This is a genomic window from Thermodesulfovibrionales bacterium, assembly GCA_026417875.1.
Taxonomy (GTDB): domain Bacteria; phylum Nitrospirota; class Thermodesulfovibrionia; order Thermodesulfovibrionales; family CALJEL01; genus CALJEL01.
Genome location: JAOACK010000039.1, coordinates 1 through 18,604 on the forward strand (window position 1 = coordinate 1; position 18,604 = coordinate 18,604).

Below are 18,604 nucleotides of genomic sequence, written 5' to 3' on the forward strand. Positions count from 1 at the left end.
CTTCTGCTTTCTCTAATACAAAACTGGTTAGTAGGTCCTATTGTTATGTTTTTACTTGCCATTCTATTTTTGAGAGATAATCCTGGTTATCCCAAATTATGCATTAGGAAAGAAAAAGGGATGTGCTTATTGTTGCTGTTGAGCCAGCGGGCTCTCCTGTTCTTTCAGGAGGTAAACCTGGAAAACACAGGATACCAGGTATTGGAGCAGGTTTTTTCCCTGGCGTGCTTAATACTAAGATCTATGATGAGATTATACCTGTCACTGATGAAGACGCAGAGGAGATGACAAAAAAACTTGCAAAAATAGAAGGTATTCTTGCAGGTGTATCCTCTGGCGCTGCCATGTGGGCTGCCCTTAAAATTGCAAAGAGGTTGGGAAGAGGAAAAAAGATTGTTGTAATCTTACCTGACAGAGGGGAGAGATATCTGAGCACAGGACTGTTCGAATAAATATTGAGAAAGTATTGAACTTTTATGGCATTTTAGTATATTATTCAAGCAATGATAGGGGGTATTCTTAAAGAAAAAAGGCTTGCGAAAGGTATATCCCTGGAGAAGGTTGCTTCTGACCTTAAGATAAAGGTCTCTTTTCTTAGGGCGATTGAAGAGGAAAAATTTGATATCTTTCCTGCTGATGTTTATACCATAGGCTATATCAGATCTTATGCTATCTATTTAGGACTTGAGCCAGAGGCACTTATTGAAAAATTTAAGGCCTTGAGAATTCAGTCTTCTGAATTGTCTGCTCCTTCACCCTCTGAAAATAAAATATCTGAAAGTAAAATTGTTTCAGAGAATCTCAGCATAGGAGAAAAGACACCTGTTATTAAGCCAAATCTTTTAATTGTAATAGTTATTTTTACCATATTGGGAATTGTTTTATTCTCTGTATTCAAAAAACAAAAAAAAGAGATTTTACCTGTACCACCCACTTCACCGTCAGTCATTATCGCACCTTCAGAAAATAGAGAAACATCTATGAATCTTCCTGCTCCTCATCAGGAGGAAATCCAGGGTCAGGCGAAAAAGGAAATAAAAAATATTTCTACTTCACCTGCCAAAGCTTTACCTTCATTGGGTAATGATGAAGGTTATACACTCAGGATTACTGCTCAGGAATTAACATGGCTTAAAGTAGAATCAGAAGAAGGAACTTATGATATTACTATGAAACCTGGTGATTCAGTTAAATATACATCCAGAAAGGGCTTCAAGCTCACCATAGGTAATGCCGGTGGAATAAAATTAAATCTTAATGGTAAAGATATAGATTCTCCGGGAAAATCTGGTGAAGTCAAGATTGTCAGTTTGCCTTGAATAACAAGGATGTTTATTTTACCATATTTTCATTTGATATCATTACACTTGTGAATAAGGAATATTCTCATTATTAGTTCAAATTTTTTCTATCTATACAATCTTTAGTTTTTATCACTGACAATATCTATTAAGAAAGCCAGCAAATGAAACTCTAGAGGTTTTAATTAAACTTTTAATTTATGATTTCAGACAGATTCTCTGCACAATTAAGAAATACACATTTTTGCAATAAATCTGTCTTAATAAGTTTGCTCATGTAGGCATATTCTTCGTTCTGATAAATACCATTATATATCGTTATATTCCTTCATCTCCTTCCGTTTGCCTCATTTGAGTATCCTGATGGAGCTGTTTTATACATGGCTCGTACCCTGTAGTAATAAACCTGTCCTTTCTCAACTGTTGTGTCTTCATACCTCAGTACTCCCTTGCCCCTGTCTGCTATTTTTGTATATCCGGTTGAAGATGTAGCTGACCTTTCTATCTCATAGCCTGTTACACAACCAGGGTCCTGTGGTGATGCCTTCCAGCTCAGCATTAGCCCCCTTTCTGTGGCTGTTACCTTTAATGCTTCAGGTGCATCAGGTACATCTGCTGCTGTATCTGGCTCATCTACCCATGTCCATTTTAAAATCTTATAATGTGTCTTTGTCCTTGCCCACGCATAGACATCTCCATTCGGCGCTACGAGCGGCTCTCCATACTCAATTATCGGTCTCGGCTTACATGTTGGCATATCGCTCATCTCAGGTGGCATGGGCTCATATTGCGAGCGCGGCATGTTCAGAACAGATACCTTCTTACTGCACCTGCTGTACTTGTGGACCTTATAGGAAATAATCTCTTCATCGCCTACTGTTTCTGTAAAGGTCTCTATTTGATAAAGATTCTGGTTAATATCGCGATAGTACTTGACAATCGGCTGATCAGCTATAATCTGATAGACCATATCAGGATATTTAACGATGGATTTATAATGTCCATTAATACGCACTGAACTCACCCACCCCAACTCCAGCGGCCTCTCTGTGCTGGTCTTGATGAGCTGACCGGTGGGGGAGTAGAGGTAAAATTTCTTTTCATCACTTTTATAAACAACAATTGTATTGTCAGCTAGCACAGTTATCTCATCGACATATTTTGCAACGCCTGTGAATTGATTAACTAAATTGCCGTTATAATCATAAATCTGATACCTATCGCCGCGTTTAATCAATATTTTTGAACTGCTGAAAATTTCAAAGCCCAAAGGCCAGCCCGTAATCCCCAGTGGTAATCCAACAGGCCCGATGCTTTTAATCAATGAGCCCGTTGAAGAAAATAGCAGCAGCCTTACATTCCCACTATCAGCTATCAGTACGTTGCCATTCTGATCTACGTTGAAAATGTTTGGGAAAGAGTCCTCAGTATCCCCATATCTAATCGCAACTTGGTCTATTTGACTTCCCCATCCTAAACTGACGACATCAGTCGGCCCTTCCCACGCGGCTTCTGCCCCATATATAAAAATGCCTATCATAAACATCGTTAGAAAAGCTCTTTTCATCAATCCCATAATTTTATCCTCCCAAAGCCAGTTGGATTCGCAAGGCTTATTCTTCCATCAGGGAGACGAACTCGATTCGGTGTAATCAAAACCTTTCTCGTAAATTCATCAGCTACTCTGTCGCCGTCTATATCAGCATTAGTTTCCCCATACGCATGCACAATCTCATAGGTGCAGGTGTTTTGCTGGTTTGGTGTGCCTGCTCCAGTGGTGGTGCAGGTGGGCTTGTCAGAGTGCACTGTGGATATGTGTGTTCTGCCATAGTGGATAACATCGCCTTTATGTATGAGCTTTGTGCCTGCATCAGACCGCGGCCAGTAGTAGAGCAGTTCTCTGTTTTGTGTGTTGAAAAATCTCTGCACATTGGTGTTCATCAAGGCGCTGGTGCCAGCATTGGTATTATGAATGTCTGATAATCTGGTGCAATCATCAGATATACAAACCCTGCCAATTGTTACGCCTGGGATGGCTGCGTCTTCGCTTCCAGCCAGCATCTGGTCAATTGCATAGTTGCCAGGCTCGTCTGCATAGCGCAGTGCATGCAATGTGAGGCCTATGCAGTCTATGCCTGCCCAGTGGCCATGATAGTAGTGGTGATTTGCGCTTCTGTCTGTGTTGTTGTACCAGTTAAAGTACTCATCCTCTATAAGCCCTGGCCATTTCAGCCTTCCACCGCCAATATTGCCGTGGGGGAATGCTTCCTCAAGATTACCTTCCACATCACCTACATTACCTCGGTAGCCGCGATATGTTGCGTTGTCTGCGAATGCGGCCATGCTCGGGGCGCCATGTCTTGATACTGTGTCATTGAACTGCCGGATGGTCTGTCGGCCGCCGTAACTATAAGACACGGATTCTCTCTGCTCTTGCCCGGTTCTTGCTATCCACCGATCTGCTGTATTTGCTGGATCAGCATGCTGTCTGTAGCTTTCTGCAAGGCGTATCATGTAATTATTGAACCTCTCCACAACATTCTTATAAAGCTCATACAGGCCTGTGTCGTTTCGGGTGTTGCCGGTGGTACCGTTTATCAGGGCGTCGGCATTGGCTGTTGTGACTGGCTCTGTGGATTCTGGGGTTCTGGGCTCTTTGCCTATGAGGGGGTCTTTGTCTATTATCTTGTGAAGCCAGCTGTCTTCTCCTATACCACCTTTAAGCCATAGCATGCCTGAGTCACGCTTTCCGTAGTCCTTCATGAGTTTTCTGAATGTCTCACTGGTGTCATCGTCTTTGTACACTTCCTGAGTATATGAACCAGCTTTGGTGTTTACTTTAAGGTTAAAGCTGTTTTTGAAAGTAAATAGTGCTTTCACTGTAGAAGGACCATATACTCCATCCTCTTCTATCAAGGTGTAATCCCTTATGCTCCTCTTTCTTGGGATTACCTGGTTTAGAAGCTCCTGAATAAAGTCAAATCTCCTCTCTCCATCATCTCTGACCCCTGGGTCTGTTATGCCCCTGTGAGTCTCTTCTCTGCTTGCATCATATACAAATACTGCCTCTCCCTCAAGCACCTCTCTTAATAGAGTGTTTGAGTTGTTCTTTATTATGTAGTCTCCATAGGCTAATACTTCCTCTCCTTCAAGGTCTACTGAAAACTTCAGTTTTATTACCTGCGGTGTTATATCTACTGGTGCTGATAGCTTGAATTCTACACTTCCATTTCTGAGCACAGGATTGGCAGAGATGCATTTCACACCTTCTCCAGGAGGTTCTATAACCTCACATTTAACTTCCCTTCCCTCAAGCCTCTTGCTCGCCCTCAGCCTCAGTAGCTTCTCTCCTAAGGCTGGATAGTAATGATTCCACCTCAGCCTTACATCAGGAAATTCAAGGTCCTCTGTCTCAATATAAAGCTCTGAAGGTCCAATCTGCAGTATAATCACCTCCCCTTTATTGTAATCAGCTATGTAAAGATAATTACCATCTTCACTGAGCGCCATGTCCACACCAGATGCCTCTGGCATTGTATAAAGTAATCTGTCATCTTTAAGGTCTCTATTTCTGTCCAATAAACCACCTGCCTTTGTCTTAGCGAATGAAATCGATTTTGAGCTTTTGAGTGGATTCACTTACATATTTATGGGCTCATTCATTCAATTTGCCCTGTCTGTAACCTTCGAGGTCAATGCCTACTGTGGTGTATCCAGCTAATTTAATACCTCTTATAACCTCATCTCTTTTTTCAAGCATATTGATGAATTCTCCTTGTGTTATTTCTATCATTGCCACTGGCCAGTAATCCCTTACCCTCACTACCTGAAAACCCAAGGCCTTTAAGACCCTTTCGGCCTGGCCTATTCTTTTAAGTCTCTCAGGTGTTATCCTTGTTCCGTAGGGAATCCTTGATGAAAGACAGGGTGATGAAGGTCTATTCCATGTAGAAAGGCCGAGTCCTCTGCTGAGGGTTCTTATCTCTTCCTTATAAAGCCCTGCCTCTATTAAAGGACTCCTTATACCGAGCATCTTAGCTGCTTCAAGTCCTGGCCTGTAATCAGAAAGATCATCCATTGTGCTACCATCAAGGATAAAATTATATCCATGCCTTTCCTTGATCTCCATCAGTTCTCTGAAGAGAGAGCTTTTGCAGTAAAAGCATCTCCTTCTGTCATTCTTAATGAATGCTTCATCTAAAAGCTCTCTGCCTTCAATCAGGATATGGTTTATCTGAAGTTCTTCTGCAAGCCTTCTGGCTATAAGGAGGTCTTCTTCAGGCATGGTATCAGATACAGAGGTAACAGCAATAAATCTTATCCCTGAAAGTTTTAAAGCCTTAAGAAGAAAGCTACTGTCCACTCCGCCTGAAAAGGCGAGGATAGCGCTCTCGATCTCTTTAAGGATATCGAGAAGATTTTTAAATTTCTTTATTAGATGGTCATCTTTAATGAAGCTGATATTTATCTCATCTTGCATCTTCTTAAATCTGGATTATCTCAAAATGCTCCTGATGGAATCTGCTATCTTCCTGCACAACAATCTTAATATTGAAAATGTTTTCAAGTTCCTCAACGCCCTGTCTTTCCTCATCAGTTAATAGCTCTGCCACAAGTGGATTAACCTTTACTATCAACTTTGTTGACATATAAGGTCTGATCTTCCTTATCTTTCTGAATACTTCATAACATACTGTCCGTGGTGTCTTCACATATCCCCTGCCGTCGCAATAAGGACAGGGTTCACAGAGTATGCGGGTAATGCTCTCCCTTACCCTTTTTCTGGTCATCTGAATAAGTCCGAGTTCGGAAATGTTCAGTATTGTACTCTTGACCCTGTCTTTTTTTAGCATCTCTACAAAGGCATTAAATACCTTCTGCCTGTTTTCAGGCTTTTCCATATCTATAAAATCAATGATTATTATTCCGCCGAGATTCCGCAATCTTATCTGATAGGCTATCTCTTTCACTGCTTCAAGATTAGTCTTGAGTACTGTTTCCTCAAGGGATTCCTTTCCAACGAACTTTCCTGTGTTTACATCTATAACTGTCATTGCCTCTGTCTGGTCAATAACAATATAACCGCCTGATTTGAGCCATACCTTTCTACCCATTGCCCTTGATATATCAACCTCAACACCAAAGGCATCAAAAAGCGGTTCCTGGCCGTCATAAAGCTCTATTTTGTCTTTAAGTTTTGGAAAATAGAGTGAGACAAAATCCATTACTCTGTTATAATCCTCTTCTGAATCTATGATCATCCTTTCTATGTTCTGTCCCATCATGTCCCTGACAGTTCTCAGCACAAGGTCAAGGTCACTGTAAAGGAGTAAGGGAGCTCCCTGGGAATCTCTCTTTTTGAGTATATTGTCCCAGAGCATTAGCAGGAACTCAAGGTCCCTTTTGAGTTCTTCCTCAGTGCATCCTTCGGAAGCTGTTCTAACAATTATTCCACCATTTTTTGGCTTAATTCTTTCTGCAATCTCTTTCAGTCTCGACCTCTCTGACTCATCAGTAATCCTTCTTGAAACACCAATATGATCAATAGTGGGCATAAAGACAACATACCTTCCAGGTATGGTGATGTGGGCTGTTACCCTCGCTCCTTTTGTGCCTATGGGATCCTTTGCAACCTGAACAAGCAATTCCTGGCCTTCCTGTATAAGTTCATCGATGGATGCCTTCTGGGGTTTTATGTAGATACCCTCCTGTGCATTTAGTTGGGTTGTGCCTTCTATGTGTCCCTGTGTAGCTTCATGATTCATAAGCTCACTGAACTGGGTGGATACTTCATCCATTATCACTATATCTCCAACATACAGAAAGGCTGCTCTTTCAAGTCCTATATCCACAAAGGCAGATTGCATCCCAGGTAATACCTTTACTATCCTTCCCTTATAAATATTACCAACGAGACTCGCACCTCTTCTTCTTTCAACATAAAATTCAACAATCTGACCTCCTTCAAGAAGGGCAACCCGTATCTCCTCCTTTGTAGAATTTATGAGTATCTCATTCTGCATTTTTATTCTAATATCATTTCATCAGGTCTTACAGGTATGTCATTTATAAATCCAAAAATTCCTGTTCTTATAATCTCAATATTGTAAAGGTCTTGCGTATTCATTCCTTTATCAAGAATGGTTTTTAATAATTCTAATATCTTTATCTTCCTCTGTTCACTTTCCACAAGAAAAAGTCTAAATCCATCGTCTAACAGATTGAATTCTTTGAGTTCATTGATTAGGGTTTTTTCAAGACCCTCCCTGAGTCTTAATCTCAATTCTGAAGAAGAGGTTTTCACAATATATTCATATCCCTTTATAAAAGAGCTTAAGGATGGTATCTTCATTGGAACAATAAAAAGTTTATTCACCTTTATTCCCTCAGGAAGAAGGCTGTTTATAATTGAGCAATGTTTAATTAGAGCAGAGCATTTTTTTGAGAAAGAATCTTTTTCTCTGCTTATTAGCTGCTCTGTTTTTCCGCTCTGCTCATCTAAATTAATTATACAGGAATCCACAATCATGTCAAAGTATTCTCTTAAGCCTTCCACACCCACTGGCAGTGCTGGACCAAAGGATATCTTTGGAGCTGGATGAAATCCCTCTGTATAAATAAGTGGTATTTTTGCTCTTCTCAAAGCCCTTTCAATAAGCCTGAGCATTTCTAAATGACTTAGGTACTTAAGCTCACCAGTTTTTGAAAACTCGGCACGTATCCTGAGCATGGAGGGTGAAGAAGAAATGCTGAAGTCTGGAGAATTGAGAGTGTAGCTTGGAATGTGAACAGTAGAGTAAGGAGTCTGAAGCGCTGAGAAAGATTTTTGCTTCAAGGTCTGACATCTGAATGCTGACTCTATACCGCAGGCAGAACAGAGCCTGTCACATCCTGGTGTCTTTTTTTCCTCTAGTGCCTTTTTATATTCTTTCAAAAGAAAGCTTTTTTCTATACCTGTATCTATCCTATCCCATGGAAACTCTTTTTCTGGTCCATAATGTGATGTTGCCACAGCTATACCATCTATTCCGGTAATATGCATTGCCTCAATCCATTTTGTAAAATCGAAGAATTCACTCCATGCCTCAAGACCTGCTCCGAGTCTCCAGACATTAAATATAAGCTCCCCGATCTTCTCGTCACCCCTTGATATAATAGCCTCAACAAGGCTCATCTCAGGATTGTGCTCCCTGTAATTAATACCCTTTTTCTTCAATCTTTCTTTCAGATAATTATTCCTTTCCTTCAGTTCATCAAGTCCGAGCTGGCCAAGCCACTGGAAGGGTGTATGCGGTTTAGGTATAAAAGGAGAAATGCTCACACTTATGTTTACAAACCTCCTTGTGAATCTCTTTGCGGTGCTAAGGGCTTTAAGGGACATTTTTATAATTCCCTCGAGATCTTCCATGGTTTCTTTTGGAAGTCCTATCATAAAGTAAAGTTTAAGGTTCAGCCATCCTTCTTCAAAGAGCTCTCTAAGTGCCCTTTCGTAATCCTCATCACTGAAATCTTTATTAATAACAGCCCTGAGTCTTTCTGTGCCTGCCTCTGGAGCAATTGTGAAGCCCGTCTTTCTCTCTGATTTTAATAACCTTAATATCTCTTTTCTCAAAGCACCAACCCTTAAGGATGGAAGGGAAAGGGCAACATGATTTCTACCAAATCTCCTGGTAAATTCCTGAAAAAGGATAAAAAGTTGACTGTAATCTCCGGCGCTCAGAGAGGTGAAAGACACCTCTTCGTAGCCTGTAAAGGAAAGACTTTTTTCAGCTATCTCGAGGATCCTCTCTACACTTCTTTCCCTTACAGGTCTGTAGATCATTCCTGCCTGACAGAACCTGCAACCTTTAGGACATCCTCTTGATATCTCAATATTTAGCCTGTCATGAACTGCCTGATGGGCTATTACCGGTCTTACAGGGTAGGGAGCATTGTTAAGGTCATCTATAAAAACCCTTCTTGCGGAAGAATTGATTCCAGGGACATAGAAACCTTCTATCTGAGAGATTGCTTTTAAGAGACTCTCTCTTTGCCCATCGCCATTTATTTTCCATTCCTTAAAAGTTGTCACGAGTTCTTTTATTGAGTGCTCTGCCTCTCCTATGAAAAGGGCATCAAAGAAGCGGTTATAGGGAGCAGGGTTTACAGTACAGGGTCCTCCAGCAATAACTATTGGAAGTCCTCTTCTTTCTTCTCTGAGCACCGGGATACCGCTGAGGTCTAGCATTCTAAGAACAGTGGTGATTGACAGCTCATACTGGAGGCTAAAACCAATTATATCAAACTCTTTAAGAGGTCTTTTGCTTTCGAGGCTTGAGAGCGGAATACCATTTTTCCTTAAATAATCCTCCATATCTGGCCATGGAGCAAATACCCGTTCTGCTGAGACTCCTTCAATCGAATTAAGAATGTCATAAAGAATCCTTAATCCAAGATGGGACATGCCTATTTCATAAACATCTGGGAAGGCAAGGGCTACTTTTATTTCTCCATACCTGTAAAGGCTGTTCCATTCCCTGTTTATGTACCTGCTGGGTTTTTGAAATCTGAGAAGGTTCATTTTTATAGAATAACATATCGAGGAATTTCCAGATTAGATTTATATATTGACGATTTCTATCATTATTTTGAATAGTCCTTTATGCGAGAATTAATTATAATAAGTAATTTTGCTTGTAGACTTCTCTGGATTAAAAAGAGTAAAACAGGTTTATGTTAAAATAAAAACTGTTCTGACCCTCAGGGAGCGTCAGGGGTTCTGGTGTCCCCCCTGGACTTCAAATCCAGTGTTCCCTGCCACAAGCGGGGAAGGTGGGTTCGATTCCCATACGCTCCCGCCATACACAGGTCAGAGTATTACAGGATGAGTTATTCAGAAAAAGGTGTATGATGAAAAGGTTACTGCTCAATGTTCAGAAGGAATTCTGCGAGGAATGTTCTATTGCTCTGAGAAGATTCATAGGAAGAATGCCTGGAGTAGAATCAATAGAGACAGAGAGCGGAAGGATAGAGATAAAATTTAATGATTCTTTGATAAAGGAAGAGGAACTTCTTAAACTAACAAAGGATAGCATAGAGAAACTAGGATATAAGTTAAATGAAGACAACGCTTGATTGTTTTCCCTGCTTCCTTAAGCAGACAGTTATAGCCCTTAAACTTTCTCAGGCAGATGAAGCCCTCCAGAAGGAGGTCCTTTATGCTGTAAGTGATGAAATAAAGCTTACTGATCTTTCAAAACCACCTGCATGGACAACCACATTCATTCATAAAAGAATTAGAGAGATATTAAAAAGAGATCCATTCAGGGAAGTAAAAAGGGAGTATAATCAGATAGCCCTTTCCCTTTATCCTGAACTCAGAAGCATGGTTGAGAGAAGCAGCGATCCCCTATGGACCGCAACCAGGCTGGCAATAGCCGGTAATGTTATTGATTTTGGAATCTATACCGCTATTGATATCGAGAGCACAATACATAAGGCAATAAATGGAGGACTTGCCATTGACCATTTTGATTTATTCAGAAAGGAGGTCTCCTCAGCAAGGGAAATCCTTTATCTTCTTGACAATGCTGGTGAGATAGTTTTTGACAGAATTTTAATAGAGGTTCTCAAGAGCATGGGTAAGAAGACAATAGCAGTTGTAAAGGCAGCTCCTGTGCTTAATGATTGTACAATCACTGATGCTGAGGAGACCGGACTGAGCAGATTAACAGACATTATGGACAATGGTTCAGATGCCATAGGCACAATACTGGAATTCTGTTCTCCTGCCTTCAGGAAGACCTTTGAGAAAACACCACTCATTATCAGTAAAGGCCAGGGCAACTTTGAAACCCTGAATGCCTCTATTGTTAACAGAGAAATAAAATCAAAAAATATATTCTTTCTCTTTCAGTCTAAATGTGAGGTTGTCTCAAAGGCACTTGGACTGCCAGTGGGCTCTATGATTCTCTCCTCCTCTCAGATCTCTGCCTAAGGTTCCTTGAACCTCTCTGGGGCTGGCGGGGTTTAGCCTTATCAACAACAAGGTTCCTTTCCATGAAATTGCTGCCATTGAACATCTGAATGGCTTTGTCAGCATCTGCTGAATTTGCCATCTCCACAAAGCCAAAACCCTTTGATCTTCCCGTTGCCGGGTCTTTCACGAGCTTAGCAGATAAAACCTCTCCTGCCTTTGTAAAAAGGTCCTTGAGGTCATCCTCTGAAGCCCTGAAAGATACATTTCCTACGAACAGCTTGTTACTCACAGGTACATCCTCCTAAAAATAAAATTCCAGGGCAATGCCCTGGTGTGTGCAAAGGCACAATCTTAAAACCTATTTCCAGAATAACCTTAACTGCTATACAATAACTATGATGGAAAGGGCTCTGAATTGTCAAGAGGTGATAGAATGGAAGTTATAAAAATTAAAGAAACAGGCATGGAATATGCTATTGAAAAAGCCTTCAGCTGTCTTAAGAATTCAGGAATCATCGCTTATCCAACTGAGACAATTTATGGTCTGGGAGCTCTATATGATCATAAAGATGCTATAGATAGAATAATTAGACTCAAAGGCAGACCAGAGACAAAGGGAATTTTGCTTGTTGCAGGTTCTATTCATAGCGTCATGGAGATAGTGGAAGACATTCCTTATCAGTTAATGAAGCTTGCTGAAAAGTTCTGGCCCGGACCATTAACCATTGTTTTTAAGGCAAAACCCTTCATTTCAGAATTGTTAACAGGTGGAACGGGAAAGATAGCAATAAGAATACCAGGTCAATCCTTTGCCCTTGAGCTTGTCAGAAAAAAGGGACTCATCATAACCTCTACAAGTGCAAATCCCTCAGGATTACCTCCTGCAACTGATTCAGAAGAGATAAAAAAATATTTTCCAGAAGGTATAGATCTTCTTATTGATGGAGGCAGGATATACGGTAAACCTTCAACCATTGTGGATTTTGAAGAGGGCAGGATTAAAATTCTCAGAGAAGGAGCCATACCTAAAGAAGCGATCGAGCAGTTTAATGTATAATATATTTCTTAAAAAGAAATCTCCGGGAGGTCATCTTGCATATAGGTATTATAGGAACAGGTTATGTCGGTCTTGTAACAGGTGCATGCTTTGCAGAATTCGGAGTTTATGTTACCTGTGTGGATAAGGATCCCTTAAAGATAGAGGCCCTAAAAAAGGGTATTATACCTTTCTTTGAACCAGGACTTGAGAGCTTAGTAAATAAAAATATCAGGAATGGAAGGCTCAAATTCTCTACAGATATTGCTGATGCTGTAAGAGATACCCTTGTAATATTTATTGCTGTTGGAACCCCTCCCAGAGGAGATGGCTCGGCAGACCTAAGCTACGTGGAAGACGTGGCAAGACAGATTGCAAGAAATATGAATGGATATAAGGTTATCGTGACAAAGAGCACAGTACCTGTAGGAACAGGAGAAAGACTGAAAAAAATCATTTCAGAGAATCTTACAGAGCAGCATAGATTTGATATAGTCTCAAATCCGGAATTTCTCAGGGAAGGCTCAGCAATAGAGGACTTCATGAGACCAAACAGGGTTGTCATAGGAGCTGAAAGCCCCGAGGCAATTGCTATCATGAAAGACCTCTACAGACCCCTTTATCTTATTGAAACACCTTTTGTGATAACGAATATAGAAACAGCAGAATTAATAAAGTACGCATCAAATTCTTTTCTTGCTGTAAAAATTTCTTTTATAAATGAAATAGCCAATTTGTGCGAGAAGGTTGGTGCTGATGTTCACATGGTTGCAAAGGGAATGGGACTTGATCAGCGGATAGGCTCAAAGTTCCTTCACCCAGGTCCCGGTTACGGTGGCTCATGCTTTCCAAAAGATACCCTTGCCTTAATAAAGATTGCGGAAGAGCACGGAGAGGAGCTGAATATTGTAAAGGCTGCTGTAAAGGTAAATTCATCCCAGCGTGAAAGAATGGTAAGAAAGATTGTATCCGGTCTTGGAGATCTTAAAGGCAGTACCATTGCAATACTTGGGCTTTCATTCAAACCAAATACCAATGACATAAGGGAAGCACCATCCATTTACATAATCAATGAACTCAAGAAACTTGGGGCAAATCTTAGAGCCTTTGATCCTGCTGCTATAAATGATATGAAGACCTTATTTCCTGATATTTTCTATGCTGAGGATCCCTACGATGCAGCTACTGGTGCAGATGCACTCGTGATTATTACTGAATGGAACGAGTTCCGGAATCTTGATCTTGAAAGAATTAAATCTCTCATGAAAGGAAGGCATTTCTTTGATCTCAGGAATATCTATGAACCGAAAAAGATGAAGGAGATGGGCTTTGTTTATTATTCTGTTGGAAGGAGTATTTAAAAATGGAGCTTTTTAGCCTCGATATAAAGACCCTGGCAGGCATGCTCCAAAAAAAGGAGATTAAGCCTTCAGAGATTGTACACCATGTTTTTAAGAGAATTGAAAATATAGAACCCCATATCAAGGCCTATATTACCGTAACCCATGAAGAGGCAGAAAGATTAGCAGAGGCAGCGGAAAAGCTCATACTCAAAGGAAAGGCAACCCCTCTTACAGGTATTCCCATTGCCATAAAGGATAATATATGTACCTCTGGAATAAGAACTACCTGTGCTTCAAGAATACTTGAAAACTTCATTCCAGTATACGAAAGCACTGTAACCTGGAGGCTTAAAGAAGCAGGATATATACTAACAGGTAAAACCAATATGGATGAGTTCGTTATGGGCTCGTCAACTGAAAACTCTGCTTTCTATGTCACAAAAAACCCATGGGATCTGAGCCGTATCCCGGGTGGTAGCAGCGGTGGTTCAGCAGCAGCAGTTGCTGCAGAGGAATGTATTGCAGCCCTTGGCTCGGACACAGGTGGTTCTATAAGACAGCCTGCTGCACTCTGCGGAGTTGTGGGATTAAAGCCAACCTATGGAATGGTCTCGAGGTACGGACTTGTGGCCTTTGCCTCCTCCTTAGACCAGATAGGACCAATAACAAAGACTGTTTATGATTCAGCGCTCATTATGAATTTCATTTCAGGTCATGATCCAAAGGATTCAACCTCAGCACCCTATCCTCCAAAGGACTTTACATCATTGCTTGGAAAGGATATAAAGGGTATAAGAATAGGAATTCCTGAAGAATATTTTATTGAAGGTACTGACAGGGAGGTTAAGGATGCTGTGATTTCTGCTGTAAGAATGCTTGAAGGAATAGGAGCTCAGGTTATTAATATATCCCTCCCCCATACAGGCTATGCAGTAGCCACATATTATATCCTTGCTACCTCAGAGGCATCATCAAATCTTGCAAGATATGACGGTGTAAAATATGGATTGAGAATAAAAGGAGATGATTTAATAGATATGTACATGAAAACACGTTCAGAGGGTTTTGGTGATGAGGTGAAGAGAAGGATAATGCTTGGTACCTATGCCCTTTCATCAGGATACTATGAAGCCTATTACAGAAAGGCCCAGCAGGTTAGGACATTAATTAAAAAAGATTTTGAAGATGCCTTCAGAAAGGTAGATGTTATAGTAACACCAACCTCACCAACTCCAGCCTTTAAAATAGGAGAAAAGATATCAGATCCCCTTCAGATGTATCTGAGCGACATCTTCACCATCTCTGTTAATCTTGCGGGAGTACCAGCTATCTCAATACCCTGTGGATTCAGCTCAGAGGGCCTTCCTATTGGTTTACAGATAATAGGAAGACATTTTGACGAAGAAACCATTCTTCAGGTAGCTCATGCCTATGAGCAGGCAACAGAGTGGCATAGAAAAAAACCTGATTTGAAATTTACAGACTGAGCATTAACGAAAAAGAATGCTTGTCCCGAGATTCAATGAAAACTTACATGGTAAAAATTTGTGATTACAGTTACCTAAGTGATATCATTCTCAATCTTAGGCTCATACTATAAGTAAGAATAAAAGGTTTGGCTTTGTGAATAATCGAGCACCTGAGTGGTCATAAAGATGCAGAAGATTTAAAAAGAATTATAAATTTCCAAACAAGCCTGCTTTTAATTTTTTAGAAATTCAGTAACCTTAAAGATGATCTCTGTTTCAAGTCCTTCCAGCTCCCAGAGTCTTTTTAAATTATCCAGTGGGATGGAATCTTTTATTTTACTACAGAGGAAGTTGATGCAGAATACATCTCTGACAAGAAGAATACAACCTTTTTCTGATAAAAAGTAGCATGAATCGGAAAATCTTCTCCTTGCTGGAATATTTACACCAAAAAATATATTCAGTGCAAGAAGTTCCGGAGTGTATCTCAGCTCAATACCCTTTCCGCAGCAGTCTTTCTTTTCAGCACCGCAGGCAGCACAGATTTTTGATATGCCTATGGCATGCCTAAAACTAATACTACTCTGAATATTGTCTCTTAACCCTTTAAGAAGTTTTGAGAAATCTCTATTTTTTAGAATAATCCACTCTATTTTTTCTTTGAGAAGATTGGCGTGGTTAACCTTCTTTAAAAGATTTTCCATAGTGCTTCCCTTTCAGTGAGGTATTTTCCTGAACGGGACCTCTTTAATCTTGGAATTAAATACTATGTTATACTATCCCTATGAAAGTATCAATAAAACAGGACCCTGTTATTGAAAAATTCCTTTCAGGCCTTCATTCGTTAAGAGACAATATTGTGGATATTTATCTTTTCGGTTCCAGAAGCAGAGAGGACTGGAGACCTGATTCGGATTATGATATCCTCCTTGTTCTTAAAAAAAAGGATAGAGACCTTATGGACCGTCTTTATGACATTGTTATGGATATATTGCTTGAAACAGGCAGACTGGTCTCTTTAAAGATATTTACTGAAAAGGAATTCAATAGATTGAAGGCAATTCCAACTCCCTTTATTAAGAATGTGCTTTTAGAAGGGGTCAGGCTTGGAACAAGCGATAAGGGAATTAATTAAGGGCTATCTGGAAAAAGCTGAAAAGAAACTGGCAGTGGCAAAGAAGCTTTTTCTGTCTGAAGATTATGAAGATGCTGTATCAAGGGCATATTATGCTGTCTATCATGCAGCCCAGGCACTTCTTCTTAGTGAAGGACAAAGGGCAGAGACCCATAAAGGTGTAGTGACCCTTTTCGGACTCCTTTTTGTAAAGACGGGTAAGTTTGACAGGAATCTCGGCAAGTATCTTGCAAATCTCAAGGATGATAGGGAGAGCGGAGATTACGAGGTTTTTTCTTACACAGACAGGGAAACTGCTGAGACTGCTATAGCAGAGGCAACAGAGTTTTTAAGGAAAAGCAGGGAATATCTTGAAAAAGAGAAAGTTATCTGAGGAGTTCAGCTTAATCAGGTATCCACAGTCTGTCTTTTTCAATTATATGGATAACCTTCCAACCCCTTCTTCTTAATTCTCTTGCAATCCATCTTCTGTGGCACTTCCAGGGAAATTTTTCAGAACAAACAATGACAGATGGACAGGTCTCTATCACTTTCAGAAGATCCTGCAGTGCATTAAGAAATTCTTCTGTCAAAATATAGGCTGGATATCCACCCTTTCTGTAACCTCCAAGACCCTCACCCATGAAATAATAACGGAAACCATCTGCCTTTAAAAAATCCTCAAAATTTTCTCTTTTAAACTGGCTTAGTTTACTTGTAGGGAATCTTCTTACATCAATCACGCATTCTATATCATGGGCATTAAGTATCTCAATGAAATCTTCTTCTGACCGCCTGTCAGTGCCAAGGGTATATACGATTTTTTGAGACATACAGATTATGATAACATGTCTGTAAAATGACAGAGGATTTATTTCTAAGTTAATATGTTAATTATAATGATTGGGCAAATAAACAATTAAGATTTTTAATTCTTGAAAGACCTATAATGACAATTTGAGTTTTGTACTCTATATCCTGTATTATTTATATATGCGAAGCCATTCAGATTATGTCCCCTTGCATCTTCATACAGAATACAGCCTTCTTGATGGAGCAATAAAAATCAATGAGCTCATAGAGAAGGCTGTGGAGTACAGGCTGCCTGCGCTCGCTATCACTGACCACGGAAATATCTTTGGAGCAATAGAATTCTACCAAAAAGCCTCAAAGGCTGGAATAAAGCCAATAATTGGCTGTGAGGTCTATGTGGCGCCTGATAGCAGGTTTAATAAGAAAAAGGCAGAGAATGGGGAGTATGCCTTTCATCTTATACTTCTTGCGAGGGATATCTCGGGTTATAAGAATCTTCTGAGGCTTGTTAGTCTTGCTCACCTTGAAGGATTCTACTATAAGCCAAGGATTGACAACGACCTTCTTGAGCAGTATTCAGGTGGTCTCATTGCCCTCAGTTCCTGCATGAAGGGGGAGATTCCCTTTCTTCTTCTAAAAGGAGATATTGATGGAGCAAGAAGGAGGGCGCTTTATTACAAAAATATCTTCGGGCCAGAAAATTTTTATCTTGAACTCCAGGCAAATGGTATTCCTGAGCAGGCTGAACTGAATAGAAAACTTTATGAGCTTGCCCAAGATGTTCATCTCGGGATAGTTGCGACTAATGATTGCCATTATTTGAGAAAGGAAGATGCAAAGGCCCATGAGATTCTTCTCTGTATCCAGACCAATAAAACACTGAAGGACCCGGACAGAATGAGGTTTGAGACAGACCAATTTTATTTTAAATCTCCTGAGGAGATAAAAAGAGATTTTGCCTCTATTCCGGAGGCAATTAAGAATACTCTCCTGATTGCTGAAAGGTGTAATCTTATACTTGAGCTAGGTGCCTTCCTGCTGCCTGAATATAAGACACCAGAGGGTCTCAGTCCAGAAGAATACCTTGAGAGGCTAGCTCAAAGCGGTCTTAAAGAAAGATTCAAAGAGGCCGGTACCATACCTCAGGCTTACAGTAACAGACTCAGGGATGAGCTTAAAATGATTAAAAAGATGGGCTATGCATCTTATTTTCTTATTGTCTGGGACTTTATAAAATTTGCTAAAGAAAGAGGCATACCTGTAGGACCCGGAAGGGGTTCTGCTGCTGGCAGTCTTGTAGCCTGGACACTCGGTATAACAGAGATAGATCCTATTAAATATAATCTGCTTTTTGAGAGATTTCTAAATCCTGAACGTGTAAGCATGCCTGATATAGATGTTGATTTCTGCAGGGACAGGCGTGAAGAGGTGATTCAATATGTTCAGGAAAAATACGGTAAAGACCAGGTAGCCCAGATAATAACCTTCGGAACAATGGCATCAAGGGCTGCTGTCAGGGATGTTGGAAGGGTTCTTGGTATGCCCTATCAGGAAGTGGACAGGATAGCAA

At 40.4% G+C, this 18,604-nt stretch carries 18 protein-coding genes, 1 tRNA gene and 1 pseudogene; 12 read left to right on the forward strand and 8 right to left on the reverse strand.

Features of this window, described 5'->3' with window-relative positions; genetic code table 11:
* The 3 genes and pseudogenes from N2257_07515 to N2257_07525 all read left to right on the forward strand — a co-directional run bounded on the left by N2257_07515 (position 1) and on the right by N2257_07525 (position 1,319).
* Positions 1-90: pseudogene (locus N2257_07515) on the forward strand (hypothetical protein).
* Between the two features lie 32 nt (positions 91-122).
* Positions 123-452, forward strand: a complete 330-nt coding sequence (locus N2257_07520; protein ID MCX7794232.1) for a pyridoxal-phosphate dependent enzyme — start codon at positions 123-125, stop codon at positions 450-452.
* Between the two features lie 51 nt (positions 453-503).
* Positions 504-1,319, forward strand: coding sequence for a DUF4115 domain-containing protein (locus N2257_07525; protein MCX7794233.1), 816 nt, complete (start codon positions 504-506; stop codon positions 1,317-1,319).
* 310 nt (positions 1,320-1,629) lie between these two features.
* Here the strand turns inward: N2257_07525 and N2257_07530 are convergent, their stop codons facing one another.
* The 5 genes from N2257_07530 to N2257_07550 form a co-directional block, all read right to left on the reverse strand.
* Entirely contained in the window at positions 1,630-2,538 is a 909-nt protein-coding gene (locus N2257_07530) for a fibronectin type III domain-containing protein (GenBank protein ID MCX7794234.1), read from the reverse strand.
* A gap of 329 nt (positions 2,539-2,867) precedes the next feature.
* Positions 2,868-4,880: a hypothetical protein gene (locus N2257_07535; GenBank protein MCX7794235.1), complete on the reverse strand. Its 2,013-nt coding sequence runs from the start codon at positions 4,878-4,880 to the stop codon at positions 2,868-2,870.
* A 76-nt stretch (positions 4,881-4,956) separates the two neighbouring features.
* Positions 4,957-5,781, reverse strand: coding sequence for an ATP-dependent sacrificial sulfur transferase LarE (larE, locus tag N2257_07540; protein ID MCX7794236.1), 825 nt, complete (start codon positions 5,779-5,781; stop codon positions 4,957-4,959).
* Between the two features lie 4 nt (positions 5,782-5,785).
* On the reverse strand, positions 5,786-7,324 hold the full coding sequence (locus N2257_07545; protein ID MCX7794237.1) for an Rne/Rng family ribonuclease: 1,539 nt from the start codon (positions 7,322-7,324) through the stop codon (positions 5,786-5,788).
* Between the two features lie 2 nt (positions 7,325-7,326).
* A complete protein-coding gene (locus N2257_07550) occupies positions 7,327-9,861 on the reverse strand; it encodes a TIGR03960 family B12-binding radical SAM protein (GenBank protein ID MCX7794238.1) in 2,535 nt (844 codons plus the stop codon).
* Between the two features lie 182 nt (positions 9,862-10,043).
* Here N2257_07550 and N2257_07555 point away from each other — a divergent pair.
* The 3 genes from N2257_07555 (at position 10,044) to N2257_07565 (ending at position 11,277) form a co-directional block, all read left to right on the forward strand.
* A tRNA-Sec gene (locus N2257_07555) sits at positions 10,044-10,141 on the forward strand.
* 49 nt (positions 10,142-10,190) lie between these two features.
* Complete coding sequence (locus tag N2257_07560) at positions 10,191-10,415, forward strand: heavy-metal-associated domain-containing protein (protein MCX7794239.1); 225 nt, start codon at positions 10,191-10,193, stop codon at positions 10,413-10,415.
* Positions 10,399-11,277: an ARMT1-like domain-containing protein gene (locus N2257_07565; protein ID MCX7794240.1), complete on the forward strand. Its 879-nt coding sequence runs from the start codon at positions 10,399-10,401 to the stop codon at positions 11,275-11,277. The genes N2257_07560 and N2257_07565 overlap by 17 nt, the downstream gene beginning before the upstream one ends.
* Here N2257_07565 and N2257_07570 read toward each other — a convergent pair.
* Positions 11,243-11,548, reverse strand: coding sequence for an RNA-binding protein (locus tag N2257_07570; protein ID MCX7794241.1), 306 nt, complete (start codon positions 11,546-11,548; stop codon positions 11,243-11,245). The genes N2257_07565 and N2257_07570 overlap by 35 nt on opposite strands.
* A 144-nt stretch (positions 11,549-11,692) precedes the next feature.
* On the opposite strand from N2257_07570, the gene N2257_07575 reads away from it, so the two are divergent.
* Genes N2257_07575 through gatA form a run of 3 tightly spaced genes read left to right on the forward strand, consistent with a single transcriptional unit; the run spans position 11,693 to position 15,125 of the window.
* Positions 11,693-12,316, forward strand: coding sequence for an L-threonylcarbamoyladenylate synthase (locus N2257_07575; GenBank protein ID MCX7794242.1), 624 nt, complete (start codon positions 11,693-11,695; stop codon positions 12,314-12,316).
* 35 nt (positions 12,317-12,351) lie between these two features.
* A complete protein-coding gene (locus tag N2257_07580) occupies positions 12,352-13,656 on the forward strand; it encodes a UDP-glucose/GDP-mannose dehydrogenase family protein (protein ID MCX7794243.1) in 1,305 nt (434 codons plus the stop codon).
* 2 nt (positions 13,657-13,658) lie between these two features.
* A complete protein-coding gene (gene gatA / locus N2257_07585) occupies positions 13,659-15,125 on the forward strand; it encodes an Asp-tRNA(Asn)/Glu-tRNA(Gln) amidotransferase subunit GatA (GenBank protein ID MCX7794244.1) in 1,467 nt (488 codons plus the stop codon).
* Between the two features lie 215 nt (positions 15,126-15,340).
* Here the strand turns inward: gatA and N2257_07590 are convergent, their stop codons facing one another.
* Positions 15,341-15,811 carry a hypothetical protein gene (locus N2257_07590; GenBank protein MCX7794245.1) on the reverse strand — a complete coding sequence of 157 codons (471 nt, stop codon included), beginning with the start codon at positions 15,809-15,811 and terminating at the stop codon, positions 15,341-15,343.
* Positions 15,812-15,891: 80 nt separating this feature from the next.
* Between N2257_07590 and N2257_07595 the strand changes: the two genes are divergently transcribed.
* A complete protein-coding gene (locus N2257_07595) occupies positions 15,892-16,242 on the forward strand; it encodes a nucleotidyltransferase domain-containing protein (GenBank protein MCX7794246.1) in 351 nt (116 codons plus the stop codon).
* Positions 16,214-16,615: a HEPN domain-containing protein gene (locus N2257_07600; GenBank protein MCX7794247.1), complete on the forward strand. Its 402-nt coding sequence runs from the start codon at positions 16,214-16,216 to the stop codon at positions 16,613-16,615. Before N2257_07595 ends, N2257_07600 begins: the two co-directional genes overlap by 29 nt.
* Before the next feature lie 10 nt (positions 16,616-16,625).
* On the opposite strand, the gene N2257_07605 is transcribed toward N2257_07600, so the two are convergent.
* Positions 16,626-17,054: a DUF488 domain-containing protein gene (locus tag N2257_07605; GenBank protein ID MCX7794248.1), complete on the reverse strand. Its 429-nt coding sequence runs from the start codon at positions 17,052-17,054 to the stop codon at positions 16,626-16,628.
* A 160-nt stretch (positions 17,055-17,214) separates the two neighbouring features.
* On the opposite strand from N2257_07605, the gene dnaE reads away from it, so the two are divergent.
* Positions 17,215-18,604 (forward strand): DNA polymerase III subunit alpha (dnaE, locus tag N2257_07610; protein MCX7794249.1); only part of this gene is annotated, 1,390 nt, incomplete at its 3' end.

Bases quoted from the DNA above. Each gene is read 5' to 3' on its own strand.
- N2257_07525 (MCX7794233.1), top strand. From the start codon at position 504: ATGATAGGGGGTATTCTTAAAGAAAAAAGGCTTGCGAAAGGTATATCC.
- larE (MCX7794236.1), bottom strand. From the start codon at position 5,781: ATGCAAGATGAGATAAATATCAGCTTCATTAAAGATGACCATCTAATA.
- N2257_07545 (MCX7794237.1), bottom strand. From the start codon at position 7,324: ATGCAGAATGAGATACTCATAAATTCTACAAAGGAGGAGATACGGGTT.
- N2257_07550 (MCX7794238.1), bottom strand. From the start codon at position 9,861: ATGAACCTTCTCAGATTTCAAAAACCCAGCAGGTACATAAACAGGGAA.
- N2257_07560 (MCX7794239.1), top strand. From the start codon at position 10,191: ATGAAAAGGTTACTGCTCAATGTTCAGAAGGAATTCTGCGAGGAATGT.
- N2257_07565 (MCX7794240.1), top strand. From the start codon at position 10,399: ATGAAGACAACGCTTGATTGTTTTCCCTGCTTCCTTAAGCAGACAGTT.
- N2257_07575 (MCX7794242.1), top strand. From the start codon at position 11,693: ATGGAAGTTATAAAAATTAAAGAAACAGGCATGGAATATGCTATTGAA.
- gatA (MCX7794244.1), top strand. From the start codon at position 13,659: ATGGAGCTTTTTAGCCTCGATATAAAGACCCTGGCAGGCATGCTCCAA.
- N2257_07590 (MCX7794245.1), bottom strand. From the start codon at position 15,811: ATGGAAAATCTTTTAAAGAAGGTTAACCACGCCAATCTTCTCAAAGAA.
- N2257_07595 (MCX7794246.1), top strand. From the start codon at position 15,892: ATGAAAGTATCAATAAAACAGGACCCTGTTATTGAAAAATTCCTTTCA.
- N2257_07605 (MCX7794248.1), bottom strand. From the start codon at position 17,054: ATGTCTCAAAAAATCGTATATACCCTTGGCACTGACAGGCGGTCAGAA.